At 44.3% G+C, this 23,688-nt stretch carries 38 protein-coding genes and 1 tRNA gene; 1 reads left to right on the top strand and 38 read right to left on the bottom strand.

The window, feature by feature from the left end; all coding sequences use genetic code 11:
- Positions 1–320: 320 nt before the first annotated feature.
- From HNR45_RS04855 to HNR45_RS04835, 5 genes are all read right to left on the bottom strand, one after another.
- Positions 321–1,259 carry an alpha/beta hydrolase gene (locus tag HNR45_RS04855; protein WP_159822372.1) on the bottom strand — a complete coding sequence of 313 codons (939 nt, stop codon included), beginning with the start codon at positions 1,257–1,259 and terminating at the stop codon, positions 321–323.
- A 281-nt stretch (positions 1,260–1,540) separates the two neighbouring features.
- Entirely contained in the window at positions 1,541–2,365 is an 825-nt protein-coding gene (locus tag HNR45_RS04850; RefSeq protein WP_159822374.1) for a class I SAM-dependent methyltransferase, read from the bottom strand.
- Between the two features lie 47 nt (positions 2,366–2,412).
- A complete protein-coding gene (locus HNR45_RS04845; RefSeq protein ID WP_159822376.1) occupies positions 2,413–3,051 on the bottom strand; it encodes a DUF6796 family protein in 639 nt (212 codons plus the stop codon).
- 249 nt (positions 3,052–3,300) lie between these two features.
- Complete coding sequence (locus HNR45_RS04840; protein ID WP_159822378.1) at positions 3,301–5,022, bottom strand: ABC transporter ATP-binding protein; 1,722 nt, start codon at positions 5,020–5,022, stop codon at positions 3,301–3,303.
- Entirely contained in the window at positions 5,006–6,760 is a 1,755-nt protein-coding gene (locus HNR45_RS04835; RefSeq protein ID WP_159822380.1) for an ABC transporter ATP-binding protein, read from the bottom strand. Before HNR45_RS04835 ends, HNR45_RS04840 begins: the two co-directional genes overlap by 17 nt.
- A 161-nt stretch (positions 6,761–6,921) precedes the next feature.
- Here HNR45_RS04835 and HNR45_RS04830 point away from each other — a divergent pair, with 161 nt between their 5' ends.
- Positions 6,922–7,914: a helix-turn-helix domain-containing protein gene (locus tag HNR45_RS04830; protein ID WP_159822382.1), complete on the top strand. Its 993-nt coding sequence runs from the start codon at positions 6,922–6,924 to the stop codon at positions 7,912–7,914.
- A 531-nt stretch (positions 7,915–8,445) separates the two neighbouring features.
- Here HNR45_RS04830 and HNR45_RS04825 read toward each other — a convergent pair.
- The 33 genes from HNR45_RS04825 to HNR45_RS04665 all read right to left on the bottom strand — a co-directional run.
- Positions 8,446–8,520 (bottom strand) — tRNA-Arg (locus HNR45_RS04825).
- Between the two features lie 167 nt (positions 8,521–8,687).
- Positions 8,688–9,026 carry a 50S ribosomal protein L17 gene (gene rplQ, locus HNR45_RS04820; RefSeq protein WP_159822384.1) on the bottom strand — a complete coding sequence of 113 codons (339 nt, stop codon included), beginning with the start codon at positions 9,024–9,026 and terminating at the stop codon, positions 8,688–8,690.
- 12 nt (positions 9,027–9,038) lie between these two features.
- The gene (locus tag HNR45_RS04815) at positions 9,039–10,019 is read right to left on the bottom strand and encodes a DNA-directed RNA polymerase subunit alpha (protein ID WP_024048911.1); all 981 of its coding nucleotides are present in this window, start codon (positions 10,017–10,019) and stop codon (positions 9,039–9,041) included.
- 46 nt (positions 10,020–10,065) lie between these two features.
- A complete protein-coding gene (rpsK, locus tag HNR45_RS04810; RefSeq protein ID WP_024048910.1) occupies positions 10,066–10,449 on the bottom strand; it encodes a 30S ribosomal protein S11 in 384 nt (127 codons plus the stop codon).
- Positions 10,450–10,471: 22 nt separating this feature from the next.
- Positions 10,472–10,837, bottom strand: a complete 366-nt coding sequence (rpsM, locus tag HNR45_RS04805) for a 30S ribosomal protein S13 (protein ID WP_024048909.1) — start codon at positions 10,835–10,837, stop codon at positions 10,472–10,474.
- Positions 10,838–10,857: 20 nt separating this feature from the next.
- Complete coding sequence (gene rpmJ, locus HNR45_RS04800; protein ID WP_024048908.1) at positions 10,858–10,971, bottom strand: 50S ribosomal protein L36; 114 nt, start codon at positions 10,969–10,971, stop codon at positions 10,858–10,860.
- Between the two features lie 23 nt (positions 10,972–10,994).
- Entirely contained in the window at positions 10,995–11,213 is a 219-nt protein-coding gene (gene infA, locus HNR45_RS04795; RefSeq protein ID WP_024048907.1) for a translation initiation factor IF-1, read from the bottom strand.
- Positions 11,191–11,511 (bottom strand): KOW domain-containing RNA-binding protein, encoded by a 321-nt coding sequence (locus HNR45_RS04790; protein ID WP_034440250.1) that lies wholly within the window; start codon positions 11,509–11,511, stop codon positions 11,191–11,193. The genes infA and HNR45_RS04790 overlap by 23 nt, the downstream gene beginning before the upstream one ends.
- Positions 11,508–12,260 carry a type I methionyl aminopeptidase gene (gene map / locus HNR45_RS04785; protein ID WP_024048905.1) on the bottom strand — a complete coding sequence of 251 codons (753 nt, stop codon included), beginning with the start codon at positions 12,258–12,260 and terminating at the stop codon, positions 11,508–11,510. Before map ends, HNR45_RS04790 begins: the two co-directional genes overlap by 4 nt.
- Positions 12,257–12,913 carry an adenylate kinase gene (locus HNR45_RS04780; protein WP_024048904.1) on the bottom strand — a complete coding sequence of 219 codons (657 nt, stop codon included), beginning with the start codon at positions 12,911–12,913 and terminating at the stop codon, positions 12,257–12,259. The genes map and HNR45_RS04780 overlap by 4 nt, the downstream gene beginning before the upstream one ends.
- A gap of 13 nt (positions 12,914–12,926) precedes the next feature.
- Positions 12,927–14,189, bottom strand: coding sequence for a preprotein translocase subunit SecY (gene secY, locus HNR45_RS04775; RefSeq protein WP_024048903.1), 1,263 nt, complete (start codon positions 14,187–14,189; stop codon positions 12,927–12,929).
- Entirely contained in the window at positions 14,189–14,629 is a 441-nt protein-coding gene (rplO, locus tag HNR45_RS04770) for a 50S ribosomal protein L15 (protein ID WP_024048902.1), read from the bottom strand. Before rplO ends, secY begins: the two co-directional genes overlap by 1 nt.
- A gap of 12 nt (positions 14,630–14,641) precedes the next feature.
- Complete coding sequence (gene rpmD, locus HNR45_RS04765) at positions 14,642–14,827, bottom strand: 50S ribosomal protein L30 (protein ID WP_024048901.1); 186 nt, start codon at positions 14,825–14,827, stop codon at positions 14,642–14,644.
- An 11-nt stretch (positions 14,828–14,838) separates the two neighbouring features.
- Positions 14,839–15,339 carry a 30S ribosomal protein S5 gene (gene rpsE / locus HNR45_RS04760; RefSeq protein WP_024048900.1) on the bottom strand — a complete coding sequence of 167 codons (501 nt, stop codon included), beginning with the start codon at positions 15,337–15,339 and terminating at the stop codon, positions 14,839–14,841.
- Positions 15,340–15,358: 19 nt separating this feature from the next.
- On the bottom strand, positions 15,359–15,733 hold the full coding sequence (gene rplR, locus HNR45_RS04755; protein ID WP_200841487.1) for a 50S ribosomal protein L18: 375 nt from the start codon (positions 15,731–15,733) through the stop codon (positions 15,359–15,361).
- 11 nt (positions 15,734–15,744) lie between these two features.
- Positions 15,745–16,284 carry a 50S ribosomal protein L6 gene (gene rplF, locus HNR45_RS04750; protein WP_024048898.1) on the bottom strand — a complete coding sequence of 180 codons (540 nt, stop codon included), beginning with the start codon at positions 16,282–16,284 and terminating at the stop codon, positions 15,745–15,747.
- 15 nt (positions 16,285–16,299) lie between these two features.
- Positions 16,300–16,698 (bottom strand): 30S ribosomal protein S8, encoded by a 399-nt coding sequence (gene rpsH, locus HNR45_RS04745; protein ID WP_024048897.1) that lies wholly within the window; start codon positions 16,696–16,698, stop codon positions 16,300–16,302.
- A 29-nt stretch (positions 16,699–16,727) separates the two neighbouring features.
- Complete coding sequence (gene rpsN / locus HNR45_RS04740) at positions 16,728–16,997, bottom strand: 30S ribosomal protein S14 (RefSeq protein WP_024048896.1); 270 nt, start codon at positions 16,995–16,997, stop codon at positions 16,728–16,730.
- Between the two features lie 18 nt (positions 16,998–17,015).
- The gene (rplE, locus tag HNR45_RS04735; protein ID WP_024048895.1) at positions 17,016–17,555 is read right to left on the bottom strand and encodes a 50S ribosomal protein L5; all 540 of its coding nucleotides are present in this window, start codon (positions 17,553–17,555) and stop codon (positions 17,016–17,018) included.
- A gap of 21 nt (positions 17,556–17,576) precedes the next feature.
- Entirely contained in the window at positions 17,577–17,912 is a 336-nt protein-coding gene (gene rplX, locus HNR45_RS04730; protein WP_024048894.1) for a 50S ribosomal protein L24, read from the bottom strand.
- A 12-nt stretch (positions 17,913–17,924) separates the two neighbouring features.
- Positions 17,925–18,293, bottom strand: coding sequence for a 50S ribosomal protein L14 (gene rplN / locus HNR45_RS04725; RefSeq protein WP_024048893.1), 369 nt, complete (start codon positions 18,291–18,293; stop codon positions 17,925–17,927).
- Positions 18,294–18,317: 24 nt separating this feature from the next.
- The gene (rpsQ, locus tag HNR45_RS04720; protein ID WP_024048892.1) at positions 18,318–18,578 is read right to left on the bottom strand and encodes a 30S ribosomal protein S17; all 261 of its coding nucleotides are present in this window, start codon (positions 18,576–18,578) and stop codon (positions 18,318–18,320) included.
- Between the two features lie 23 nt (positions 18,579–18,601).
- Positions 18,602–18,796, bottom strand: a complete 195-nt coding sequence (rpmC, locus tag HNR45_RS04715; RefSeq protein WP_024048891.1) for a 50S ribosomal protein L29 — start codon at positions 18,794–18,796, stop codon at positions 18,602–18,604.
- Positions 18,796–19,227, bottom strand: a complete 432-nt coding sequence (rplP, locus tag HNR45_RS04710) for a 50S ribosomal protein L16 (protein WP_024048890.1) — start codon at positions 19,225–19,227, stop codon at positions 18,796–18,798. Before rplP ends, rpmC begins: the two co-directional genes overlap by 1 nt.
- The gene (gene rpsC, locus HNR45_RS04705; protein WP_024048889.1) at positions 19,227–20,021 is read right to left on the bottom strand and encodes a 30S ribosomal protein S3; all 795 of its coding nucleotides are present in this window, start codon (positions 20,019–20,021) and stop codon (positions 19,227–19,229) included. The genes rplP and rpsC overlap by 1 nt, the downstream gene beginning before the upstream one ends.
- A 14-nt stretch (positions 20,022–20,035) precedes the next feature.
- Positions 20,036–20,371 carry a 50S ribosomal protein L22 gene (gene rplV / locus HNR45_RS04700; protein WP_024048888.1) on the bottom strand — a complete coding sequence of 112 codons (336 nt, stop codon included), beginning with the start codon at positions 20,369–20,371 and terminating at the stop codon, positions 20,036–20,038.
- A gap of 10 nt (positions 20,372–20,381) precedes the next feature.
- A complete protein-coding gene (gene rpsS / locus HNR45_RS04695; protein WP_034440247.1) occupies positions 20,382–20,663 on the bottom strand; it encodes a 30S ribosomal protein S19 in 282 nt (93 codons plus the stop codon).
- A 21-nt stretch (positions 20,664–20,684) separates the two neighbouring features.
- Complete coding sequence (rplB, locus tag HNR45_RS04690; RefSeq protein ID WP_024048886.1) at positions 20,685–21,512, bottom strand: 50S ribosomal protein L2; 828 nt, start codon at positions 21,510–21,512, stop codon at positions 20,685–20,687.
- Positions 21,513–21,537: 25 nt separating this feature from the next.
- Positions 21,538–21,822, bottom strand: coding sequence for a 50S ribosomal protein L23 (gene rplW / locus HNR45_RS04685; protein WP_034440242.1), 285 nt, complete (start codon positions 21,820–21,822; stop codon positions 21,538–21,540).
- Positions 21,822–22,445, bottom strand: a complete 624-nt coding sequence (gene rplD, locus HNR45_RS04680) for a 50S ribosomal protein L4 (protein WP_024048884.1) — start codon at positions 22,443–22,445, stop codon at positions 21,822–21,824. Before rplD ends, rplW begins: the two co-directional genes overlap by 1 nt.
- A gap of 21 nt (positions 22,446–22,466) precedes the next feature.
- A complete protein-coding gene (gene rplC, locus HNR45_RS04675; RefSeq protein ID WP_024048883.1) occupies positions 22,467–23,108 on the bottom strand; it encodes a 50S ribosomal protein L3 in 642 nt (213 codons plus the stop codon).
- Between the two features lie 14 nt (positions 23,109–23,122).
- Entirely contained in the window at positions 23,123–23,434 is a 312-nt protein-coding gene (gene rpsJ, locus HNR45_RS04670; protein WP_024048882.1) for a 30S ribosomal protein S10, read from the bottom strand.
- 143 nt (positions 23,435–23,577) lie between these two features.
- Positions 23,578–23,688 (bottom strand): EF-Tu C-terminal domain-related protein (locus tag HNR45_RS04665; protein ID WP_221417810.1); only part of this gene is annotated, 111 nt, incomplete at its 5' end.

Here is a 23,688-nt window from a genome sequence, read left to right as displayed (position 1 = left end):
CGTCTAATAAGCATGTCATACAGTTGCTTCGTCGCCCGTTTTGACATACAAAAAAAGTCTCGTGGTCACGAGACTTTCATTTTTATGGTGCGCCTAGCAGGAATCGAACCTGCGCACCCAGTTCCGGAGTTTTAAATCATGGTTTTGTTATTTTTTCTAAGCTTACTAATTTACCACAAAGAGCCATAAATAAGCGTTTTGCCGCGCTTTGGTCAACGGTCCTTGCCGTAAATCGCTACTTTTGTGTACGGCTTTTACGATGAGATCTGTTTGTTGCCCGAGCAGTGTGCGTCCCTGTATGTTTATATGTTTCCTCTCAATTATTGTTTTAACAATTCAATAATTTCATCCTGGGCCTGTCTGCCCTCCCTAAAAAATCTAGCCAAGGGATAGCAGTGACACATTCCTTTACCTACAATGATTTCGTATGGAGCTTTGTATTTTTCCATTGCTTTTTTAAATTCCTCCGCAAAGGCATAGAGGCATTCATTTTCGCCGTAATAAAAATATGTTTTCGGAAAGTCGGTAAAATCTCCCACAGTTCCGTCAAGCATATATTCAGGCAGATCTTTATCGCCTTTTGTAATTTCCCTTGCCGTTTTAAAATATGTAGGTTCAATTATTATGTCTTTGTGATTAAGTGCATTTACTCTTGCCCAAATCTCTTTATTTTCTTTTAGATTTACATCGGGTATGCCGCCCGGTGATACTGAAATTATTTTGCCGGGCATTTTAACAGGTCTTCCAATTGCATTGTTGTGCAAAAATATTCCAAGAGCCAGGGCAGCTCCTGATGAAAATCCCAGGACACTTATGTTTTCCGCCTTATAACTTTCTGTCATCAGCCTATAGGTTTCAAATGAAACTTCGTATGTCTTATCTATCTTTACATCTTCCGAGCAAAGTGGATAGAATAAAAACCAAACATCTTTGCCGGTTTGTTCCATTATTCTTTCCGACAAAGCAAAATCCAATTTGTCCGGTTGTGTAATCATTCCTCCACCGAAGAGATATAGCACCGCTCCGTCTGTAGTACCCTCATTCTTTTGATAGGATATAAGCCTGTATCCCATAACGTCTCTTACAATGAGATAGTAATTTTTTCTCTCGGCTCTTTTCCTCGCCTTATCTAAATCAAATACCGTCTTTGAGTTTTTTCCCTTTGCATACTCAAGCATCTCTTCTTTGTTCTTTAAAAACACTTTTTTGACACCGGCAAGTCTTACTATTGTCGATGCAATGTTATATGCAACGCTCATTTCACCCCTCCGATTGATACTCAATTAATCTCAATTCCCAAAATTTAACATCTATAGATAATCCTTGTAACTGGGTTCATTCTCTATTGCCTGAAATAAAATAAAGAATGCTACGGATCATTTTCTGGATGGCCTCCGCCAGTATTTTTTCTTACTTACTATATATGGAGCAAGAAAGGTAAGGGAGAACATCTCATTGTATGCCATCGGGTTATCATTGCTTATATCATCTGCTTCTTCTATTAATTTTCTAGAGTTTTTTACGGTAATTATATAGATTTTTATTTTCTCCCAATGAGCAAAGTTGAACCTGCAAGGCATAAAAACATAGCTTCTCTATGTCCGACAAACATTCCATTGGTCGTGTCAATTAGTTTTATATCTTCGTATCCTTCAGCTTTCAATTTTTCGATAAATTTTTCTATGTTTCCATAATTTGATTTCTTTATCAAGTCATGTATAACAAAAACGCCGCCTTTTTTAAGTACGCGAAAAGTTTCTAATAGAAGCTTCTGTTTATTATGTCCAATTATATTGTGATAAACATAGTTGCTAGTCACTACATCGAAGCTCTCATCTTCAAATGGAAGCTTGACCGCATTGCCATTTTCAAAGCTCACATTTGTTACTCCCTCAGCCCTCGCATTGTCCTGGCAGAGCTTCTTTGAAAATTCACCCTTATATCCCCCGCTCCATACGTCACAACCCACCATGGTCGCTTTTGGATTTCTTTTTGCACATGCTATGGTAAGTGCACCGCTGCCACATCCTACATCAAGTCCAACTCCACCATCCGGTATCTCAACATACTCTGCGACACCTTCTATAATAGTTTTGGCGAGTTTTCTCTTACCCTTGTAATCAAAAGTTCGATACATATGAGAAAGCATGATTGAAAAGAATAAAAGTATCAAGGCTGCAAGTCCCAAAATAATTCCCCAGATAGTCCTTTGCCTTCCTTGAAGAATGAGGTCACTTGCACCAAATAAGATGAATAAAATAAGACATACAATACTTTCAGCAATCTTAGCCTTCAACAATCTTTTAGGAACCCAGTTTTTGTAGTCAGCTTTTGTCTTGTTATCAATAAAATTTGATTGTTTCATAAAAATTTCTCCTGTAAATAATAATTTTAATCTTTTGCCTTATAAGCTTATAAATTCACATTAGTATAGTTTATCAATAAGCTTAGGTAGTAAATAAAATATATTAAGTTAAACCAACCACCGCGAATAATCATGTGCAATCCCTTTGGCAATCTCCCGGCAAGAGGAGTGAGAGTCAAAAGAAATATAGGTGTAAATAGAGCTTGCCATATTGGAAATACTGTGAATCCAAATAAAATTATCAATGTTGTTCCTATGTTTGCTATAGCCATAGTTCCAAAAACCATTTTTGCTTGAAATTTTAAAAATTTTAAAAATTCATCAAAGGCTCCCTTGTTTTCGTATCTTGATAAAAGGCCTAAGTAGGCACATTGAATATGATAAGAGCCTCCCAGTATCATGCCAAAAATATTTATTAAAAATACAAAGCACGCAAGACTTAAATAATTTTCTTGACATGATAAAACAATATGAAAAAAACCAATACTATATATAAAGGCAGATATTGGACCTAAAAGACCACCAAGGTATAATCTTTTTGTGCTAACATTTTTCATTATGCCAATAATGCTATTTATAGTATCTTTGCCATCGTAATCATTTGGATCATAATATAAAATCATGTCTCCCAAAAACATCAAGAATGAACCCAAGAGACCTATTAAGATACATTTGTTTAAGGTCATAAGTCTAACTCCTTTTTATATTAAATGATATTTATTATCATTATAATTATAGCATCTAACATAACACAGATTCCTTTCAATTATATGATTTACTGCGTTAAACTAAATAAAAAATAAAGGCAGTCCAAAGACTGCCTTTATTTTTTATCATATTGGAATAATCTATACCACTTTCAGGTTCTTCGAAATAGACAAATGGAGAGTCCCTATACATAACAGATGCTATTGCAAGTCTTTGCTTCTGTCCTCCTAATAAATAAATTCTTCTGCCATTTTTGTCTTTACTATTAAATTCTTGTAAACCTTTGATTTTTGTAAAAGCTCTTCATGGTCACCTTGGCTTTCTACTCTTCCGTTTTCAAGAACTACTATCTTGTCTGCATTTTCTATGGACTTCATTCTGTGTGAAATAATGACAACTGTCTTATCTTTAATTAAATTACTTAATGACTCTTGAATTTTTTTCTCGTTGTCAACATCAAGGCTTGCTGTAATTTCGTCTAATATCAATATCGGTGCATCTTTTAAGAAGGCTCTGGCTATAGATAACCTTTGTCTTTCTCCGCCTGATAGCTCAGCACCGTTTTCACCGATAACTGTATCAAAACCCTTATCCATTTTTTCTATAAAATCTGTGCAATTGGCAAGCTCTGCTGCTTTTATAACTTCTTCGTCACTTGCATCTTGCTTTCCAATCCTAATATTTTCCATGACGCTTTGATTAAAAAGAACCACATCTTGGAAAACTATTGAGACCTTATCAAAAAGAGATTCTGTTGATATTTCTTTTATATCTTTGCCATCAATTAAGATTTGTCCATCGTCATAATCATAAAGTCTTGATATGAGTTTCAAGATAGTTGTTTTACCGCATCCACTTGCTCCCACCAAAGCAGTTACCTCTCCTTGCTTAGCTTTAAAATTTATTCCATTTAAAACTTTTGCGTCTTTATTGTAAGAAAATTCAACATCTTTTAGATCAATATCAAATTTTTTCAAATTATAGTCTTCGCCCTCTTGTAATTCTTGATTTTGAATTTCTTTAAGTCTTTCAATCTTTGGCGTTAAATAAAATATCTCCATCATGCCCTCTTTAGATGCATCTAGAGAGTCTTTTATCTTCATAGCCGCTAGTAAATATCCTATAAGGTAGAGAGGACTTATCTCTTTATTAATAATTAGATTTACCCCAACAAGTATTACGACAGCAAGGGAAATAAAGCTAAATATTGAAGATATAGACATAGTTAAAATAAGTCCTATTTCTGTCTTTAAGTGGACTTTTTCACTTTTATCCATTTTTTCATACAGCTTTTCTTTCATTTCCTCTGACAAGCCATAGGCTTTAATCTCCATTTGCATTTCGATATTTTCTTGAAAACTTTCAGAGTTTTCTCTTAAGGCGTCATAATATCTTTTCTCTCCCTTAACTGAATGTTTTTTAGATAAGGGTATAAATATAAAACTTAGAATCGTTGGAATAATTACAGCTAAACCCATCTTGACATTGCCTACTAGCATCATGATGGATATTAGTGGGAAGAAAAGTGCCATGCCGCCCACTTTTGGTATTGCATGGCTCATTGCATGCTCTATACCTTCAATATCAGCCATAATTGTTTGTGAGAGATCGGAAATATCATGCTTAGAAAAGTATGATAGAGGTAGTTTTGATAAATTCTCTGCTGTTCTTACCCTTAAATCTGCACTTTCTTGATATGTTGTGCTATATAATTTATCGTATTCGATAGAAAGCAAAATATACATTGCTATCAAAGTCAAAACCGAGAATGCTAGATAAAATCCCTTGCTTTTGTCAATATTCTCCAAAACTTCTTGCGCAAAAATCATTAGTAATATGGCAGGAAGCATGGTTATACAATAAACCAAAAATGAGGACAGTGTTGCTTTAGTTAAATTCTTCGCTCCTTTATCTGTAAGAGCAAATCTTTTTTTATAAAACTCCTTCATTTAAAACTCTCCATTCATTCGCACTGTTAAAGAGCTCTTGCAGTCTCTTATACCTTGTATCTCTTGACATTAATTCTTTGTCAGAACCTCTTTCTATAATTTTTCCATTACCCATTACAAGAATTTCATCTACATCTTTAATTGTAGAAAGTCTATGAGCAATCATGATAACTGTTTTATCCTTCATAAGGTTCTTGAAAGCTTTTTGCAATTCAAACTCGTTATCCGGGTCAATCGATGCTGATGCTTCATCCATAATAATAATTTTGGAATCCTTCAAAATTGCTCTTGCAATTGCAATTCTTTGTTTTTCTCCCCCGGATAAATAAACTCCTTTTGAGCCTATGATTGTATTTTCTCTATCCGAGAATTTGTCCAATATCAAATCGCATCCTGCTAATTTTAAGGCTTTCATAACATCATCTCTTGTTGCATCTTTATTGGCCAAAGCTACATTGTCATAAATGCTCTTCTTAAACAGTTTCGAATCTTGGAAAACAAATGAGATAGCTTTAATTAAGGCTTCGTCAGAATATTCAGATATTGGTATGCCGCCTATCTTTATGCTTCCTTCATTAACATTGTAAAAACCTGATATAAGTTTTGCTACTGTTGATTTGCCTGATCCGGAGGAACCGACAAGTGCATAGGACTTCCCTTCTTCTAATTTAAAGGATAAATTTTCAATGACAGCTTTATCATTATAAGCAAAGCTAACATTATCAAACTCTATATTATAGTTTTTGAAATTTTTAAGATTGCCGTGCTCCAATTTGTCTTTTTGCATATCCTTGTATAGAGCCTCTAAAGTATCTACTGCATAATTGCCTTGAGAGATGTACAAGGAGTACCACATCATTCTCATAAATGAAACAAAGAGAACTCCTGATAAAAATAAAATCATGATAAGCTCAAGTAATATCATCTTGGCGCTGCCTAAGCTAGTCATAAAATAAACTATAGGTATAATTAAAATTGCAATTAATCCAAAGAATAACCATTGATACAAAACATAAGGCTTTTTACAAGACAGTGAATAATCGTAAGCATACTTTGAATAATCTTTTATCGCCTTATAAAAGCTTTTAAATGACTCTACATTTGCTCTAAATATTTTTACAACTTGCATTCCTCTAACGTATTCAACGGTCTCGGCACTTAGTTTAGATAGAGCTTCCTGGTATATCTTCATAAATTTTTGCTCGCCCATCATTGCCCCTAAAATTAAGCAACCAATTATTGTAAGAGCAAGTAAAGTGATGCCAACTCTTATACTTACTATAAAGCCAAGTACAAGCACAAGCACGGGTGTAATTATTGCCTGAGAGCTATCAGGAATCATGTGAGCTACAACCTGATGAGTTTGTGCGGCATTGTCATCAATGATCTTTCTTATTTGACCGGATGGATTTAAATCAAAGAACCTAAAGCTTGCGTTCTCTAAACCATCAATTCCTCTTTTTCTTAAATTTGTTTCAAGCCTAAATCCCAATAAATGGGAAAAAGCTCCTGAAGCAAAATAAAATATTGCTCCTGCTGTTAATATAAGAGCAGATTTTATTGCTAAATTTTCTGCTCCGGATAAATCTGTATGGATAATTAAATTGTCTAAAAATCTGTAAATTAAATAGTATCCATATACTGTAATTACTGCAGATATAACAGAAAAAATTATAGCGAAAAATCCAAGATATTTTTTGTCTTGTACATAAGCAAATAGCTTTTTATAAATCTTCATAATATTATCTCCCTTTTCTTTGATATCCCGTTTAGATATAAATTTGCTTTGTTGATAGTAATTATCATTGCCTTTTTATTGTACATCGGGTATGATTACTAATACAATGGCTTGTCGAATTTAGGGCTAATTGGAATATTGTCTAAAGGGGATAGTGTGTTATGACTTATTATGATTTTGTAAAAGATTATATGAAGGTAGATGAATGTAAAAACAATAGAAAATATTCAAGTGCCGGACATACATTTTGTTGGAGCAAAAATAATTCAACTCATGCAGAAGGGCTTTATTGGTTTTATGAAGGAGATGGCTTCATTATTGATGTCCACGATTTTTATATCAGAGAAGAAGTTATTCAAAATAGTACTTATAGTATGTCAGACTATGTTTCAATCTATTCAAGCTACATCGTCAGCGCAAATGGCGAGAAATTTAGTCCTTATCAAACTTTGACTGCAAACTCTTTATGCACTCTTGATTTTGATAATATAAGAGATGACTTCCTGTTTTTATTACACGAGAATTCATATTATCTTTCTGTTTCTATAGGCTTTAAAAGAGAACTTTTGGAAAAGCACCTATCATCCATTAATATTGATCCAGAATCTTTTTATTCGACCTTACTTCAAACGAATCAAATTATACTTACAAAGTCTTTAGAAAAAGTAGCAATGGAAATATTAAATTGTAAGATGGACGCTCCTGCCGCTGATTTTTTCTTAAAAGCCAAAGCAAATGAATGGATAAGTATAGTAATAGATACCTACTTAAATAGAAAAAAATATAAAATTGAAATTGATGATGATAAAGCACTTGAAGATGTAGCAAGATTCTTAGACGATCATTTCACCATGAATGTAAATCAGGAAACCCTTGAAAAAATTTCTAAGATGAGCGGGACTAAATTAAAAAACTTGTTCAAAGAAAAATATGGTCAAGGCATTACAGAATACACCCAAAGAAAAAGAATGAATATGGCTGAGACTCTTCTCTTAAATACCAAACTTCCTATAAAGGAAATAGCTGAATCTGTCGGATACACATCTCATAGCAAATTTTCCATTTATTACAAAAGATATAAGGGAAAACTTCCTAGTGAAGTCCGTAATCTAGCTTGCGAACATCTCAATTTAAAATGCGATTGCTGTAATTAAGATAAATTTTTTTATACGCCTTTATCTTTTATGAGTTTATATATATTTGTATAGGTGTGTATAAATTTGATAAAAAATTAACAAAAAAATAAAGACAGTCCGAGACTGCCGATATTTATCTTTCTATACCTTTGCTATGATCTTTCTTATTTGACTTAGCTTTATCATCCGTCTTAAAGCTTTCTATTTGCCCTAATATGGACTTTTTATCCTTGTCTTGACTCTTTACCTGTTCTTTTACTTTTAAGAGCTTAGAAGACAAAAAGAGATATTATATTAAAACAATATTTCTCCGGTACTGGGGCTGGGACGGGACTAAAAATTTGAAAACGTCCTATAATTAGGTGAATTTAGTGATATTAGAAAAAATAGAATATGGTATTTTGAATGGTTTGAGATATATCGGACGTTTGGAAAAGAAAAGGGGGAATAATATATAGTGTTTTTCAAAGAATTTGAAATAAATTAGGCTCAAATTGGGCTCAAACATAAAAAAAGGCTTCTCGAATTTTCGAGAGGCCTTTATTATGCTGGTGCGCCTAGCAGGAATCGAACCTGCGCACCCGGTTCCGGAGACCGGTGCTCTATCCCCTGAGCTATAGGCGCATTACTAAAATAGTATACCATAACGCCGCCGCAGCGCCAAGATTTTTTTATTTTCTCTGTACCGAATTCTGACAAAGTAATTTGCTTACGGCGCGCGTTTCGGTATGCCGAATACAACGTAAGGCGGTAATAAAAAAAGATCGTGCAGGCGCACGATCTTTTTTTCATTATACCAACTCGATGATTGCCATCGGAGCGGCGTCCCCTTTACGGGGGCTGATTTTCAGCACGCGTGTGTAACCGCCTTCACGGTCAGCGTACTTTTCAGCAATTTCGCCGAACAGTTTGGATACAATCCCTTCATCCATGATGAAAGCTAAAGCTTGACGACGGGCATGTAAATCACCACGTTTGCCGAGCGTAATCATCTGATCCGCTACGCGCCGCAGTTCTTTTGCTTTCGTTTCCGTCGTTTCAATGCGTTCATGCTGGAGCAGGGAGGTCACCATGTTGCGCAACAACGCTTTACGTGCTGCGGTATTGCGTCCCAACTTGCTGTAGGCCATTTTTTTCCTCCTCTATTCGTCCTTTTGTTTCAAGGTCAAACCGTGACCGTCATATTCGGTCAGGCGTTCTTTGATTTCTTCAATCGATTTTTTACCCAAGTTGCGTACTTTCGTTAAGTCATCTTCGGTCTTTTTGAGCAAGTCCGCAAGCGTATTGATATTGGCGCGTTTCAGGCAGTTGAAGGCCCGAACGGAAAGTTCCAATTCTTCAATACGGATCGATTCGAAATCAATTTCCGGTTCCGTCGCCGTTTCCTCTTCGTTGTCGAAGTTCGTGCTGACAGCGATGAGGTCACGGTCGGTCGCGATATTTTGGAAATGACGCAGGTACATGACCAGGATGGTCGCTGCTTTCGCTACGGCGTCCTTGGCTCCAATCGAGCCGTCAGTGGTCAGTTCCAATGTCATTTTATCGTAGTCGAGTTCGTTGCCGACGCGGGTATCTTCTACTTTGTAGTTCGCCCGTAAAATCGGCGAGAAAATCGAATCGATCGGGATGACGCCGATCGCGTCATCTTCTCTCTTGTTCTTCGTCGCCGGCACATAGCCGTGACCGCGATCAATGGTAAGCGTCATTACCACATGAGCATCGTTGTCGAGTGTGGCAATGTGCAGATCGCTGTTCAAGATTTCCAATTCCGACGGAACGACGATGTCGCCGGCCGTGAATTGGCCTTCTTTTTCTATATCGACCCGGACTTCTAACGGAAATTCCGCTTCGCTGTGTGCTTTAAAGCACACTTTTTTGAGGTTCAGGATGATATCGGTCACGTCTTCCCGGACACCGGGGATGGTGGAGAATTCGTGCAATACGCCATCGATTTTAATGGAGGTAATGGCGACGCCGTCCAATGAGGACAGCAAAACGCGCCGCAAGCTGTTACCCAAGGTAATGCCGTAACCGCGATCCAGCGGTTCACAAACAAATTTACCGTACCGTTCGTCAGCCGACAGTTCGACTGTTTCGATGTCAAAATTCTTCTCTTCTATCATGCGGTAAACCTCCTCCTATACAACTGACACCACCCAAAAGAGACGCTCAGACACGTCTGCGTTTCGGGGGGCGGCAACCGTTATGGGGAATCGGTGTTACGTCCTTAATCATGTTGACATCAAGGCCCGCTGCTTGCAGCGCACGGATCGCGGCTTCACGGCCGGATCCCGGACCCTTTACATATACTTCTACTTCCCGCAAGCCTTGTTCCATCGCTGCTTTAGCTGCCTGTTCAGCGGCCATTTGCGCAGCAAAGGGAGTGCTTTTACGAGATCCGCGGAAACCTAATCCGCCGGCAGAAGCCCAGGAAAGGGTGTTGCCGTTCGTATCGGTAATCGTTACGATCGTGTTATTGAAGGTCGAGCGGATGTGTGCAGCCCCCGACTCTACGTGTTTCTTTTCTTTACGTTTGGTTCTTGCTTTAGCCAACTTAAGTCCCCTCCTTTACTTCTTATTTCTTTTTACCGGCAATGGTCTTCTTCGGACCTTTGCGTGTACGGGCATTCGTTTTCGTGCGTTGACCGTTGACCGGCAATCCTGCACGGTGACGGCGACCACGATACGAATTGATTTCCACTAAACGTTTAATATTAAGCGATTCTTCACGACGCAGATCGCCTTCTACTTTATATTCGTCCAAAGCTTCACGCAGTTTCGCAACTTCATCTTCAGTGAGGTCGCGGACCCGCGTATCCGGATTTACACCGGTCTTTTCCAATACCTTTTTGGAAAGAGTGAGGCCGATACCATAAATATAGGTTAAGCCAATCTCAACGCGCTTATCACGGGGTAAGTCTACACCGGCTATACGTGCCATCTACTCTCCACCTCCTATTCTTATCCTTGACGTTGTTTATGTTTCGGGTTTTCGCAAATGACCATGACACGGCCTTTGCGTTTAATAATTTTGCATTTATCGCAAACCTTTTTTACGGACGGTCTGACTTTCATGTTGAACCTCCTTTAACAGGGTCTTACTTGAAGCGATAGGTGATCCGGCCCCGATTTAAATCGTACGGAGTCAATTCCAAAGTGACTCGGTCACCCGGAAGGATACGGATAAAATTCATCCGCATTTTACCGGATACATGCGCCAGAACAATGTGGCTGTTTTCAAGCTTCACTTTGAACATGGCGTTCGGTAACGCTTCAACGACTTTACCCTCTACTTCAATGACATCTTCCTTGCTCATCAAAGCCTCCTTTTTGCAGTGCAGCTTTTGCTTGGGTAATCGCGGCGCGGATTTCTTCATCCCGCCACGGCGAATGAGGATGCGTGCGGCGATAGGCCGCATCCGAATCGGCGGCGACGCGTATGCGCACATGTCGACGATTCTTTGTTTTGGGCTGTGCAACCGGACGTTTGCGTCCGTCGGCAAGCTCCACATACGAGGCATCATGACAACGCAGTACCACGAACCATTGTCCCCGTTCGCGTCCGGCAGTCGCCTCAACGATAGTGCCGGGAGAGAGCGGTCTGGTTTCGGTCATGAGCGCTCCGTCAAAATGCGGGGGCCGTCGTCGGTAATCGCAATCGTATGCTCAAAGTGAGCGGACGGTTTGCGATCCTTGGTTACGACAGTCCAGCCGTCTTTTAAAGTGCGCACCTGTGCGGTGCCGAGATTGATCATCGGCTCGATACAAAGAATCATCCCCGCCTCCAGCCGATCGCCGGTGTGCGGAGTGCCGTAATTCGGTACTTCCGGTTCCGCATGCATTTCGGTGCCGATACCGTGTCCGACGTATTCTTTAACTACGCCGTAATGGTACGGCTCGACAAACGCCGAGACCGCGTGACCGATATCACCGACATGGTTGCCGACTACGGCAGCGGCGATGCCTGCTGCGAGCGCCCCCTGCGTGACGTCCAAAAGCTGTTGCGTTTTCGGACTGATCTCGCCAACCGGCACTGTCATCGCAGTATCGCCCATAAATCCGTCTTTGGTAACCACCAAATCCAGACTGACGATATCTCCCTCTTTGAGAATCACTCGTTTGGAGGGGATGCCATGCACTACGCCTTCATTCACCGAAATACAAACCGAGCCCGGAAATCCGTAATACCCTTTGCATTCAGGAATGGCTCCTTGCTGAACAATGTATTCTTCCGCTATTTGATCCAGTTCCCAGGTAGAAATACCGGGAACCGCTTTACTGGCGAGCAGTTGCAATGTCTGCGCGGCGATTTTGCCGGCAGCGGCAATGCGCTCGATCTCGCGGGCGGATCGCAGAATGATCATTGTCCGTCCTTCTTTTCCAAAGCGGTAACGATGTCTTTGAAGACGTCTTCCATATCCTGCAGCCCGTCAATTTCTACATAATGTCCGTTGTTTTTGTAGTAATCGATCAAGGGCTTGGTCTGTTGTCCGTAGACGGCTAAACGTTCTTTGACGACCGCTTCCTGATCGTCGTCACGTTGGTACAACTCGCCACCGTCTTTATCGCAGACACCGGCTTTTTGCGGCGGATTAAACGCTTTATGATACGTCGCACCACATGTGCGGCAAATCAGCCGACCGCTGGTGCGGCGGACCAATTCTTCATTCGGAACCGCAATATTGATAATGCCGTCCAGCGTGATATTAAGTTCACGCAGAATCGCATCCAACGCTACCGCCTGTGCCGTCGTACGCGGGAAACCGTCCAAGATGAAGCCGTCACGCGCATCCGGTTGCGCCAAGCGCTCGCGAACAATGCCGATCGTCACTTCATCGGGTACCAGCGTACCGTTATCCATATGTTTTTTTGCTTCCAAACCGAGCGGCGTACCGTTTTTTACGGCCGCGCGGAACATATCGCCCGTCGAAATTTGAGGAATCCCATACTTTTCGATGAGTCGTTCCGCTTGCGTACCTTTACCGGCGCCGGGCGGTCCCATTAACAAAATGTACATCGTTCCCATCTCCTTACTTCATGAAACCTTCATAATGACGCGTAATCATCATCGATTCAATTTGTTTCATTGTATCCAGGGCGACACCTACCACGATCAAGAGAGCCGTCCCACCAAAGTATACACCTTGAATGCCGGTGATGTTTCCCAAAATGTTGGGAAGTACTGCCACAAACGCCAGGAAAAATGCGCCGGCGAGTGTGATCCGCGTCAATACGCGATCCAAGTAATCAGCGGTCGGTTTACCCGGACGGATGCCGGGAACAAAGCCACCGTACTTTTTCATATTATCGGCAATATCCGTAATATTGACAGAGATCGCCGTGTAGAAGTAGGTAAAGAAAATAATCAAAATCGCATACAGTACGGTATTTAATACCGTTCCCCAAGTAAAGAGATTCGCCATCTCTTTGACCCACGGGACATTGATGAATTGTGCCAGGGTGATCGGCAACATCAAAATCGACGATGCGAAAATGATGGGAATAACACCGGCCTGATTGACTTTCAAAGGCAAGTGTGAAGAGTGTCCGCCATACATTTTACGACCGACAACTCGTTTGGAATACTGAACGGGAATGCGACGCGCACCCTGCGTTACCGCGACAACAATCACGATCATCACAATCGCGATTAAAGCGAACAAACCGGCTTGGAAAAAGTTGATGGTACCGGTCCGTAAGTATTCCATAATGACCTGGATGCCGGCCGGCATCCGTGCCACGATACCGGCAAAGATGATTAACGAAATGCCGTTGCCGACACCTTTTTCCGTAATCTGTTCACCAACCCACATCAGGAAACAGGTTCCCGCGGTCAGTGTCAGTGTAATCATCAATACCGCTAAATAGCTATTATCGACCAATGCTTGATTGGCGCGTAAACCGTAGGCCATACCGAAGGCTTGGATCAAAGCCAAGACTACAGTACCGTAACGGGTTACTTTCTGAATTTTTTTAAAGCCGTCCTGGCCGTCTTTTTTCCACTCTTCAAAAACAGGTACAACCGCCGTCAACAACTGCATGATAATCGATGCGTTGATGTACGGGGTAATACTCATCGCGAAAATGGAAAACTTACTCAAGGCACCGCCGGCAAATAAATCCAAAAAACCGAACAGGCTGCCGCTCGAAAAAAGATGTTCGATCACCGAGGCGTCAACGCCCGGTACCGGAATATGAATCCCGGCGCGGAACACCATAAACATAACGAACGTATAAATCAGTCGGTTCCGTAATTCGGAAATCTGAAATATGTTCGAAAGTTTTTCGAGCATTAGAGCACCTCGACTTTACCGCCGGCTGCTTCGATTTTTTCCTGCGCCGTCTTTGTAAAACCGTGCGCTTTGACAGTAACCGCTTTGTCCAGTTCGCCGTTACCGAGGATACGTACTCCATCGCGTACATTCTTCAGGATGCCTTTTTCAATCAAGCTGACCGGATCGACAACGTCGCCCGCTTCAAACCGATTGAGTTGGCTGATATTCACTTCTGCATAGTTTTTAGCGTGAATATTCGTAAAACCGCGCTTCGGCAACCGACGATACAACGGCATCTGGCCGCCTTCAAAGCCCGGACGAACACCGCCGCCCGAACGCGAGTAAAGACCTTTCGTACCACGCGTGGAGGTTTTGCCCATGCCGCTTCCGAGACCGCGACCAACACGGCGACGTGCTTTGCGAGAACCCTCGTTGGGGCTCAGTTCATGAAGTTTCATGTTTGCACCTCCTTATTCTGCGTCTGTAACTTCCACCAAGTGACGTACTCGGTGAATCATGCCTTCAATTTGCGGGGTCAATTCCTGGGTGACGACGGAATTCGTCTTCTTCAATCCCAGTGCTTTGACCGTCTGTCGCTGCGTCTGGTTCGAACCGATCAGACTTTTCTTCAATTGAATCTGAACTTTCTTAGCCATCATCCGCCTCCTTAGTTATACAATTCTTCGACGGATTTGCCGCGCAACGCCGCAATATCTTCCGCGCGTTTGAGATCCAGCAAACCGTTGATAGTCGCTTTGACCATGTTCATCGGGTTTGCCGAACCAATCGATTTCGTTAAAATATTTCGTACCCCGGCGAGTTCCAAGACCACACGCACAGGACCGCCGGCGATAACGCCGGTACCTTCTGCGGCCGGTTTCAAGAAAACGCGGCCCGCACCGCAAATGCCTGTGACGGCATACGGGATCGTACCGTTTTTCAAGTGAACTGCAACCATGTTTTTCTTCGCATCTGCTACGCCTTTGCGGATCGCTTCGGGAACTTCTTTTGCTTTTCCCATGCCCGCGCCAACGTTACCTTTACCGTCGCCTACAACGACGAGAGCGCTGAAGGAAAAACGGGTACCGCCTTTAACAACTTTCGCTACGCGATTGATAAAGACGACCTTCTCTTGCAGATCCGATTCTTTCTTTTCAAATCTTGCCATCTACCGTTTCCTCCTTTGCTTAGAATGTCAAGCCGCCCTCACGGGCACCTTCTGCTAACGCCGCAATACGACCGTGATAAATCTGGCCGCCGCGGTCAAAGACTACTTCTTTCACGCCTTTTTCCTGCGCGCGTTTGGCGATCAGTTCACCAACCGCTTTCGCCGCTTCGACGTTCCCGCCGTAGGCATGAGCTTCTTTCACTTCCGCATCCAGAGAACTTGCCGCTACCAAAGTAGTACCTTTGGTATCGTCAATAATCTGCGCGTAAATGTTAGCAAGGCTGCGATAGACATTCAAGCGAGGACGTTCGGCCGTGCCGGCAATATGCCGACGCAAACGAGCATGACGGCGTTGACGTGCTTTATTTCGTAAATTGTTACGCAACTTGTCCACTCCCTTCCGAACTATTTCGCACCGGTCTTGCCGGCTTTACGACGTACGTGTTCACCTTCGTAGCGAACACCTTTGCCTTTATACGGCTCCGGTTTACGCCAGTCGCGAATTTCTGCAGCGACTTGGCCGACGACTTCTTTATCCGCACCTTTGACGATGATTTTCGTCGGTTCCGGGGTTTCAAATTCGATCCCCGCCGGCGGTTCCATGATGACAGGGTGCGAAAAACCGAGTGTCAAGTTCAAGTTTTTACCTTTCATCGCGGCACGATAGCCGACGCCAACGATTTCAAGCGTCTTCGAGTAGCCTTTCGTAACACCGATCACCATGTTGTTGATCAGCGAACGGGTCAGACCGTGCAACGATTTATGTTCTTTGTCATCCGACGGACGCGTAACTTTCACTTCGTCTGCGGTGACTTCCACCTGCATTGACTGCGGCAGTTTGTGGGACAATGTACCCTTCGGTCCTTTGACAGTGAGGGTATGTCCGTCCAAGGTGATGTCCACTCCGTTCGGAATGGCAATCGGTTGATTCCCAATACGTGACATGCGTTACCTCCTCACTTACCAGACGTAAGCGATAACTTCGCCGCCAAGACCAGCCTGACGGGCTTTACGATCGCTCATTACGCCTTTGGACGTCGAAATTACTGCAATTCCCAAACCACCGAGAACGCGGGGTAATTCGTCCTTCTTTGCATACACTTTCAAGCCGGGTTTCGAAATACGTTTGAGACCCGTGATTACTTTTTCTTTATTCGCGCCATATTTCAATGTGACGCGCAATACCGGATGGCCTTCTTCTTCCACAGTTTCATATCCGTGGATGTAGCCTTCTTGGGCCAGAATGTCCAGTATAGCAGCTTTCTTTTTCGAAGCGGGCATATCCACTTTCGCGTGCAGCGCCGAGTTGGCGTTGCGAATGCGCGTTAACATATCCGCAATCGGATCGGTCATTCCCATATTAGTTTACCTCCTCCCACGGACAATCGTTACCAGCTGGCTTTTTTCACGCCAGGGATTTCACCTTCATATGCCAAATCGCGGAAAACGATTCGACTCACGCCGAACTTACGCATGTAACCATGCGGACGTCCGGTCAGAAGGCACCGATTGTGCAAGCGTGTCGGGGAAGCATCCTTGGGGAGTTTGCTCAACGCTGCATAGTCGCCTTTCGCTTTCAGCTCGGCGCGTTTTGCCGCGTATTTTTCCACCATTTTACGGCGTTTCTTTTCACGTTCAATCATGGACTTTTTCGCCATTATACTTCCTCCTTTGTCTTATTTTTTAAACGGCATACCGAAGGCACGCAAAAGTTCACGCGCTTCTTCGTCAGTCTTCGCGCTGGTCACCATAATGATGTCCATGCCGCGTACTTGGTCAATTTTATCGTAGTCGATTTCCGGGAAAATCAATTGTTCCTTAATGCCCAAACTGTAGTTGCCGCGACCGTCAAAGCTGGTCGCGCGCACGCCACGAAAGTCGCGGACGCGAGGAATCGCAATATTGATCAATTTATCCAGGAATTCGTACATTTTTTCGCCGCGCAGCGTAACTTTGCAGCCGATCGGCATGTTTTCACGAATTTTGAAGTTCGCAATGGATTTTTTCGCACGCGTAATGATCGGTTTCTGACCGGCGATCGCCGTCAGGTCGTTCACCGCGGCATCCAATGCTTTGGAGTTCGCAACGGCTTCACCGACACCGATGTTGATGACGATTTTTTCCAATTTCGGAATTTCCATTACGTTTTTATAGTTGAATTTTTCACGCAGATCATTTTTGATCTGGGAATTGTAGAAATCTTTTAAACGAGACACCGAATTCGTCCTCCTTTCGTATTATTTTACGTTGTCGATAATCGAGTCGCTTTTAACGGTCGCACGAACGTAGCTGCCGTCTTTTTGCTGTACTTTTTTAATGCGGCTCGGTTCTTTGGTCTTCGGATCGATGACCATGACGTTGGAGACATGAATCGGTGCTTCTTTCGTGATAATGCCTCCTTGCGGATTGGCCTGGTTCGGCTTGGTGTGCCGTTTGACTTGGTTCAGACCTTCCACAATGACGCGATCTTTGGCCGGCTGTGCGGCAATGATTTTACCCGTTTTGCCTTTGTCTTTGCCGGCAATGATCATGACGGTATCACCGGTTTTGACTTGCAGTTTACGTTTGCTCATATCCGCACCTCCTTACAGTACTTCCGGTGCGAGCGAAATAATCTTCATGAAGTTCTTATCACGAAGCTCACGAGCTACCGGTCCAAAAATACGAGTCCCACGCGGGCTCTTATCATCTTTAATAATAACGGCTGCATTTTCGTCAAAGCGAATGTAGGAGCCATCGTTGCGACGTAAACCTTTCTTCGTACGAACGACTACGGCCTTAACCACTTCACCTTTCTTGACAACGCCACCGGGTGATGCATCTTTTACCGAAGCAACGATTACATCACCGATATTCGCGTAGCGCCGGAATGATCCTCCCAGTACCTTGATGCACAAGATGTCTTTGGCGCCCGTGTTATCAGCCACGTTTAAGCGAGTTTCTTGCTGTATCATCGTGTTCCTCCTCTTTCTACCGAATTATTCGGCACGGGCAATAATCTTCGTTACACGCCAGCATTTATCTTTCGAAATCGGGCGCGTTTCGACGATGCGCACGGTATCACCGACTTTGCATTCGTTGTTTTCGTCGTGCGCTTTATACCGCTTCGTCGATGTGAGCGGCTTATTGTATTTTTTGTGCGGCACTTTACGATCTACAGCAACAACAACGGTTTTGTCCATTTTGTCACTGACGACTTTGCCGACACGTGATTTGCGTACGTTTCTTTCTTCCACCACGGTTCCTCCTTTACGATTTACGCTTACGCTTTCAATTCTGCTTCCCGCTGCACGGTTTTAATCCGGGCAATGGTTTTCTTCACTTCACGCAAACGCATCGGATTTTCCAACTGGCCGGTCGCATGCTGAAAACGGAGGTTGAATAATTCTTCCTTCAGACCGGCGATTTTTTCGTTCATTTCCTCGGCGGACAAATTCCGAATTTCTTGTACCTTCATTAGTTGTCACCTGCCACTTCTTCTTCGCCCTTGACGACAAACTTCGTTTTGATCGGAAGTTTATGCGAGGCCAATCGCATCGCTTCTTTAGCGATTTCCGGTGTGACGCCTGCCATTTCAAACATCACACGGCCCGGGCGGACAACAGAAACCCAATATTCCGGAGCGCCTTTACCTTTACCCATACGAGTTTCGGCAGGTTTCTTGGAAACCGGCTTATCCGGGAAAATTTTGATCCACACTTGGCCGCCACGTTTGATGTAGCGCGTCATGGCAATACGAGCTGCTTCGATTTGCCGGTTGGTAATCCAAGCCGGTTCCAAGGCAACTAAACCAAATTCGCCGTGGGATACTTTATTACCGCGGTGCGCTCTGCCTTTCATACGACCGCGAAATTGTTTACGATATTTTACACGCTTCGGGATTAGCATTAGGCTTCGCTCCTTTCTGCGTTGTTCGGTTGCCGATCGTTGTCACGACGTTCGCCGCGTTCGTTGCGGCCGCCGCGATGGCCTCGACGGTTGTTACGGCGATCGCCTGTGCGACGTTCTTTACCGCCACGGTTTTCGCGTACATTTTCGTCTTTATTGACCATTTCGCCCGGCATAATTTCGCCTTTATAAATCCATACTTTGACACCGATCGCACCATAGGTGGTCTGTGCCGTTGCCACACCGTAGTCGATGTTGGCGCGCAATGTGTGCAGCGGAATCGATCCTTCATGGTAGCCTTCCGAACGGGCAATTTCTGCGCCGCCCAAACGACCGCCCAAAAGAACCTTAATTCCTTTAGCGCCGAACCGCATCGTACGGCCGACTGCCTGTTTCATAGCACGGCGGAACGCAATACGGCGTTCCAGCTGAGATGCGATATTTTCCGCAACCAAGGTTGCGTCCAGTTCCGCACTCTTAACTTCTTTAATATTGACATCCACTTCCTGCGTCGTGAAACGAGACATGGCTTTTTTGATGTCTTCGATACCGGCGCCGCCGCGACCAATAACCATGCCCGGTTTTGCCGCATAGATCGTTAATTTAATGCGCTTTAACGTGCGTTCGATTTCAATACGCGAGATGCCCGCGATGAAGAGATGTTTCTTCAGGAAGCGACGAATCTTCGTATCTTCAATCAAAAGCTTTGCATAATCTTTTTCTGCATACCATTTGGTATCCCAATCTTTGATGATGCCAACACGCATTCCATGGGGATTTACTTTCTGACCCACACCATTTCCCTCCTTTATTCTCTTTCGGATACTTTCACGGTCAATTGACTCGTGCGTTTGAAAATGCTGAATGCCTGTCCCCGGCTGCGCGGGTGAATCCGTTTCAGAGTCGGACCGGCATCGACAAAGGCTGTCGATACATACAGTTTATCTACATTTAAATCATGATTATTTTCTGCATTTGCCATCGCGCTGCGCAGAGTCTTTTCAACCACTTTCGAGGCGCGTTTCGGCGTGTGCGCAAGAATTGCCAATGCTTCACCGCAGTTTTTACCGCGAATCAGGTCAACGACAATGCGTACTTTACGAGGCGAAATGCGGATGTTGTTAGTAAATGCTCTTACTTCCATTTTCTCCTCCTTATTGCAATTCCGTCGCTTTGTCGCTCTTGTTGTGACCGCGGAACAAACGGGTCGGTGCAAATTCACCGAGCTTATGGCCGACCATATCTTCCGTAATATAGACCGGCACGTGTTTACGGCCGTCATGGACAGCGATCGTGTGACCGACAAAGTCCGGCAAGATGGTCGAAGCCCGGGACCAAGTTTTGACTACTTTTTTCTCATCCGAAGCGTTCATTGCAGCGATCTTCTTTTCCAAGTGATCCGCAACAAACGGTCCTTTTTTTATTGATCTGGACACTCTTGTTTCCCCTTCCTTCCATTACTTGCGTCGATTGACGATCATCCGACTGGATGCTTTTTTCTTATTACGCGTCTTCACGCCGTAAGCCGGTTTACCCCACGGAGTAACCGGACGTTTACGTCCGACCGGGGACTTACCTTCACCACCGCCATGCGGATGGTCGTTCGGGTTCATAACAACGCCGCGGTTCGCCGGGCGTTTGCCCAACCAACGATTACGACCGGCTTTACCGATAGTAATGTTTTCGTGTTCGGCATTGCCTACGACACCGACGGTCGCACGGCAGTCTACCAAGACACGGCGAACTTCGCCGCTCGGCAGACGCAGTAACGCGTATTTGCCTTCTTTCGCCATCAGCTGCGCTGAGGCGCCGGCGCTGCGGACCATCTGGCCGCCCTTGCCGATTTTCAGTTCGATGTTGTGGACCTGGGTACCGATCGGGATATTCACCAGCGGCAATGCGTTGCCCACTTTGATATCGGATTCCGGACCGCTTTCCACCATGTCGCCGACTTTCAAGCCCTGCGGCGCCAAGATATAACGTTTTTCACCGTCCGCATAGTTCAACAGAGCAATGAAGCAGGTGCGGTTCGGATCGTATTCGATCGCCGCAACTTTTGCCGGTACATTATCTTTCGTACGTTTGAAGTCAATCAAACGGTACCGACGTTTATGGCCGCCGCCCTGATGGCGAACGGTCATCTTTCCCGTATTGTTTCGGCCGCCTTTTCTGGTCACCGGCGCCAGAAGCGATTTTTCCGGTTCTGCTTTGGTGACTCCTTCGAAGGCCGATACGGTCATAAACCGACGCCCGGGGGTGTACGGTTTGAATGATTTGTAAGCCATTATAGTGCCTCCTTAAATCAGACGCTTACACGCCTTCGAACAATTCGATCGTTTCGCCCTCTTTAAGCGTGACGATTGCTTTTTTCCAATCGCTGCGCTTACCTTCGAAACGGCCCATGCGTTTTTTCTTGCCTTCCACTCGCATAGTGCTTACCGCGGCGACTTTCACATTGAAAATTTCTTCAACTGCATCACGAATCTGGTATTTGTTGGCATTGAGGGGCACTTTGAAGGTGTATTTACCTTCCGCCATTAATGCCGTAGATTTTTCCGTAACAATCGGTTTGATTAAAATATCGCGTGCATTCATTATGCCAGCACCTCCTCGAGCTGTTTGACAGCGCCCTCGGTGATGAAGAGTTTAGTGTAATGCACGATATCATAGATATTGAGTGCGGTGACAGGCATCGCCTTGACGCCTTGAATGTTGCGTGCGCAACGTTCCAAAATGGCGTCCCCTTCCGTAATGATGAGCGCTTTATCGTTGCCGATTTCAAAGTTATTGAGCAAGTTCAATACTTCCTTCGTTTTCGGCTGCGCTAATTCGATCTGATTGACGACAAACACGTCATCGTTGGCGACTTTGTAGCTCAACGCGGATTTGATCGCTAAACGTCTTTGTTTCCGCGGCATCGCTTTCACATAGCTGCGCGGCTGCGGTCCGAAAATAGTACCGCCGCCGACCCACAACGGGGAACGGATGCTACCTACACGTGCCCGGCCGGTTCCTTTCTGACGCCACGGTTTTTTACCGCCGCCACGAACCATGCCGCGCGTTTTTGTCGCATGCGTACCTAAACGTTCGTTCGCCTGCTGGCGTACAATCGCCGCATGGATTACCGCTTCGTTGTAATCCACAGCAAATACGCTGTCTTGCAATTCTATTTCGCCGGCTTTCGCGCCGGTCATTTCATAGAGTGTTACTTTCGGCATTTATATATCCTCCCTTCCGACTTATTTGTTCGGTTTCACCGTGCTGCGAACCATAACTAAACTTCCCTTGGCTCCGGGGATACCGCCTTTGATCAATAAGATATTGCGGTCGGTGTCCACACGAACCACTTCCAGACGCTGCACAGTCGATTGATTACCGCCCATTTGTCCCGGGAGTTTTTTGCCTTTTAATACAATACCGCCGCCACCGGATGTCATGGCTCCCATGGAACCCGGTTCGCGGTGCGATTTGGAGCCGTGAGATTCCGGTCCACGCGAAAAGTTATGGCGTTTGATGCCACCAGCGAAGCCTTTGCCTTTGCTGGTACCAATCACGTCCACCAGATCTCCCGCTGCGAATATATCCGCTGCCAGAGTTTGGCCGACCGTGTAATCGCCTGCTTCTTGTAAGCGCAGTTCACGGAGATATTTGACCGGGGTAACGCCCGCTTTGTCAAACTGCCCCTGCATCGGTTTGGTCAAATGTTTTTCTTTGATGTCGCCGTAGCCCAGCTGAATCGCCTGGTAGCCGTCGGTTTCATCGGTCTTTACGCGTACAACAACGCTCGGTGTCGCTTCGACAACGGTCACCGGAACGAGCTGTCCTGCTTCAGTGAAGACTTGCGTCATTCCTAACTTTTTTCCCAAAATAGCTTTCGACATGTTCGCACCTCCTTTTATAATTTGATTTCAATATTGACGCCGGCCGGCAATTCCAACCGCATCAACGCGTCCGCCGTTTTGCTCGACGGTTCCAAAATATCGATCAGGCGCTTATGAGTGCGCATCTCGAATTGTTCGCGGCTGTCTTTATTAACGTGCGGCGAACGCAAAATAGTATAGATCGCTTTTTCCGTCGGCAACGGAATCGGGCCCGAAACGATCGCACCGGTACGGTGAGCGGCTTCGACAATTTTCGCAGCGCTCTGATCCAATGCTTTGTGATCGTAGGCTTTTAAGCGAATCCGGATTTTCTGTTCTTTCGACATAACTGTTTCCTCCTAGCGTCCATTTCTCTGAATGGGCTAACTCCATAGGAATTTCCCCGCCACAGGCGGGCCACCTCCTACTTCTTAGCTGGGCCGGCAAGAGAGCGGTTACCTCAACCGCTCTTTCGCCTGCTCTTGTAAACTTATTTTTCGATGGCGCTGACAACGCCCGCGCCGACGGTGTGACCGCCTTCACGAATCGCGAAACGCAAACCTTCTTCGATCGCGATCGGCGTGATCAGTTCGATTTTCAT

The organism is Negativicoccus succinicivorans, assembly GCF_014207605.1.
GTDB lineage: Bacteria > Bacillota > Negativicutes > Veillonellales > Negativicoccaceae > Negativicoccus > Negativicoccus succinicivorans.
The sequence above is the reverse complement of the archived record's forward strand: the minus strand, read 5'-3'. Positions and strand labels throughout refer to the sequence as shown.

Excerpts from the sequence above, each read along its gene's own strand:
- HNR45_RS04855 (WP_159822372.1), bottom strand. The coding sequence starts at position 1,259 with ATGAGCGTTGCATATAACATTGCATCGACAATAGTAAGACTTGCCGGT.
- HNR45_RS04850 (WP_159822374.1), bottom strand. The coding sequence starts at position 2,365 with ATGAAACAATCAAATTTTATTGATAACAAGACAAAAGCTGACTACAAA.
- HNR45_RS04845 (WP_159822376.1), bottom strand. The coding sequence starts at position 3,051 with ATGACCTTAAACAAATGTATCTTAATAGGTCTCTTGGGTTCATTCTTG.
- HNR45_RS04840 (WP_159822378.1), bottom strand. The coding sequence starts at position 5,022 with ATGAAGGAGTTTTATAAAAAAAGATTTGCTCTTACAGATAAAGGAGCG.
- HNR45_RS04835 (WP_159822380.1), bottom strand. The coding sequence starts at position 6,760 with ATGAAGATTTATAAAAAGCTATTTGCTTATGTACAAGACAAAAAATAT.
- HNR45_RS04830 (WP_159822382.1), top strand. The coding sequence starts at position 6,922 with ATGACTTATTATGATTTTGTAAAAGATTATATGAAGGTAGATGAATGT.
- rplQ (WP_159822384.1), bottom strand. The coding sequence starts at position 9,026 with ATGGCCTACAGCAAGTTGGGACGCAATACCGCAGCACGTAAAGCGTTG.
- HNR45_RS04815 (WP_024048911.1), bottom strand. The coding sequence starts at position 10,019 with ATGATAGAAGAGAAGAATTTTGACATCGAAACAGTCGAACTGTCGGCT.
- rpsM (WP_024048909.1), bottom strand. The coding sequence starts at position 10,837 with ATGGCACGTATAGCCGGTGTAGACTTACCCCGTGATAAGCGCGTTGAG.
- rpmJ (WP_024048908.1), bottom strand. The coding sequence starts at position 10,971 with ATGAAAGTCAGACCGTCCGTAAAAAAGGTTTGCGATAAATGCAAAATT.
- infA (WP_024048907.1), bottom strand. The coding sequence starts at position 11,213 with ATGAGCAAGGAAGATGTCATTGAAGTAGAGGGTAAAGTCGTTGAAGCG.
- HNR45_RS04790 (WP_034440250.1), bottom strand. The coding sequence starts at position 11,511 with ATGACCGAAACCAGACCGCTCTCTCCCGGCACTATCGTTGAGGCGACT.
- map (WP_024048905.1), bottom strand. The coding sequence starts at position 12,260 with ATGATCATTCTGCGATCCGCCCGCGAGATCGAGCGCATTGCCGCTGCC.
- HNR45_RS04780 (WP_024048904.1), bottom strand. The coding sequence starts at position 12,913 with ATGTACATTTTGTTAATGGGACCGCCCGGCGCCGGTAAAGGTACGCAA.
- secY (WP_024048903.1), bottom strand. The coding sequence starts at position 14,189 with ATGCTCGAAAAACTTTCGAACATATTTCAGATTTCCGAATTACGGAAC.
- rplO (WP_024048902.1), bottom strand. The coding sequence starts at position 14,629 with ATGAAACTTCATGAACTGAGCCCCAACGAGGGTTCTCGCAAAGCACGT.
- rpmD (WP_024048901.1), bottom strand. The coding sequence starts at position 14,827 with ATGGCTAAGAAAGTTCAGATTCAATTGAAGAAAAGTCTGATCGGTTCG.
- rpsE (WP_024048900.1), bottom strand. The coding sequence starts at position 15,339 with ATGGCAAGATTTGAAAAGAAAGAATCGGATCTGCAAGAGAAGGTCGTC.
- rplF (WP_024048898.1), bottom strand. The coding sequence starts at position 16,284 with ATGTCACGTATTGGGAATCAACCGATTGCCATTCCGAACGGAGTGGAC.
- rpsH (WP_024048897.1), bottom strand. The coding sequence starts at position 16,698 with ATGGGAATGACCGATCCGATTGCGGATATGTTAACGCGCATTCGCAAC.
- rpsN (WP_024048896.1), bottom strand. The coding sequence starts at position 16,997 with ATGGCGAAAAAGTCCATGATTGAACGTGAAAAGAAACGCCGTAAAATG.
- rplX (WP_024048894.1), bottom strand. The coding sequence starts at position 17,912 with ATGAGCAAACGTAAACTGCAAGTCAAAACCGGTGATACCGTCATGATC.
- rplN (WP_024048893.1), bottom strand. The coding sequence starts at position 18,293 with ATGATACAGCAAGAAACTCGCTTAAACGTGGCTGATAACACGGGCGCC.
- rpmC (WP_024048891.1), bottom strand. The coding sequence starts at position 18,796 with ATGAAGGTACAAGAAATTCGGAATTTGTCCGCCGAGGAAATGAACGAA.
- rplP (WP_024048890.1), bottom strand. The coding sequence starts at position 19,227 with ATGCTAATCCCGAAGCGTGTAAAATATCGTAAACAATTTCGCGGTCGT.
- rplV (WP_024048888.1), bottom strand. The coding sequence starts at position 20,371 with ATGGAAGTAAGAGCATTTACTAACAACATCCGCATTTCGCCTCGTAAA.
- rplB (WP_024048886.1), bottom strand. The coding sequence starts at position 21,512 with ATGGCTTACAAATCATTCAAACCGTACACCCCCGGGCGTCGGTTTATG.
- rplW (WP_034440242.1), bottom strand. The coding sequence starts at position 21,822 with ATGAATGCACGCGATATTTTAATCAAACCGATTGTTACGGAAAAATCT.
- rplD (WP_024048884.1), bottom strand. The coding sequence starts at position 22,445 with ATGCCGAAAGTAACACTCTATGAAATGACCGGCGCGAAAGCCGGCGAA.
- rplC (WP_024048883.1), bottom strand. The coding sequence starts at position 23,108 with ATGTCGAAAGCTATTTTGGGAAAAAAGTTAGGAATGACGCAAGTCTTC.
- rpsJ (WP_024048882.1), bottom strand. The coding sequence starts at position 23,434 with ATGTCGAAAGAACAGAAAATCCGGATTCGCTTAAAAGCCTACGATCAC.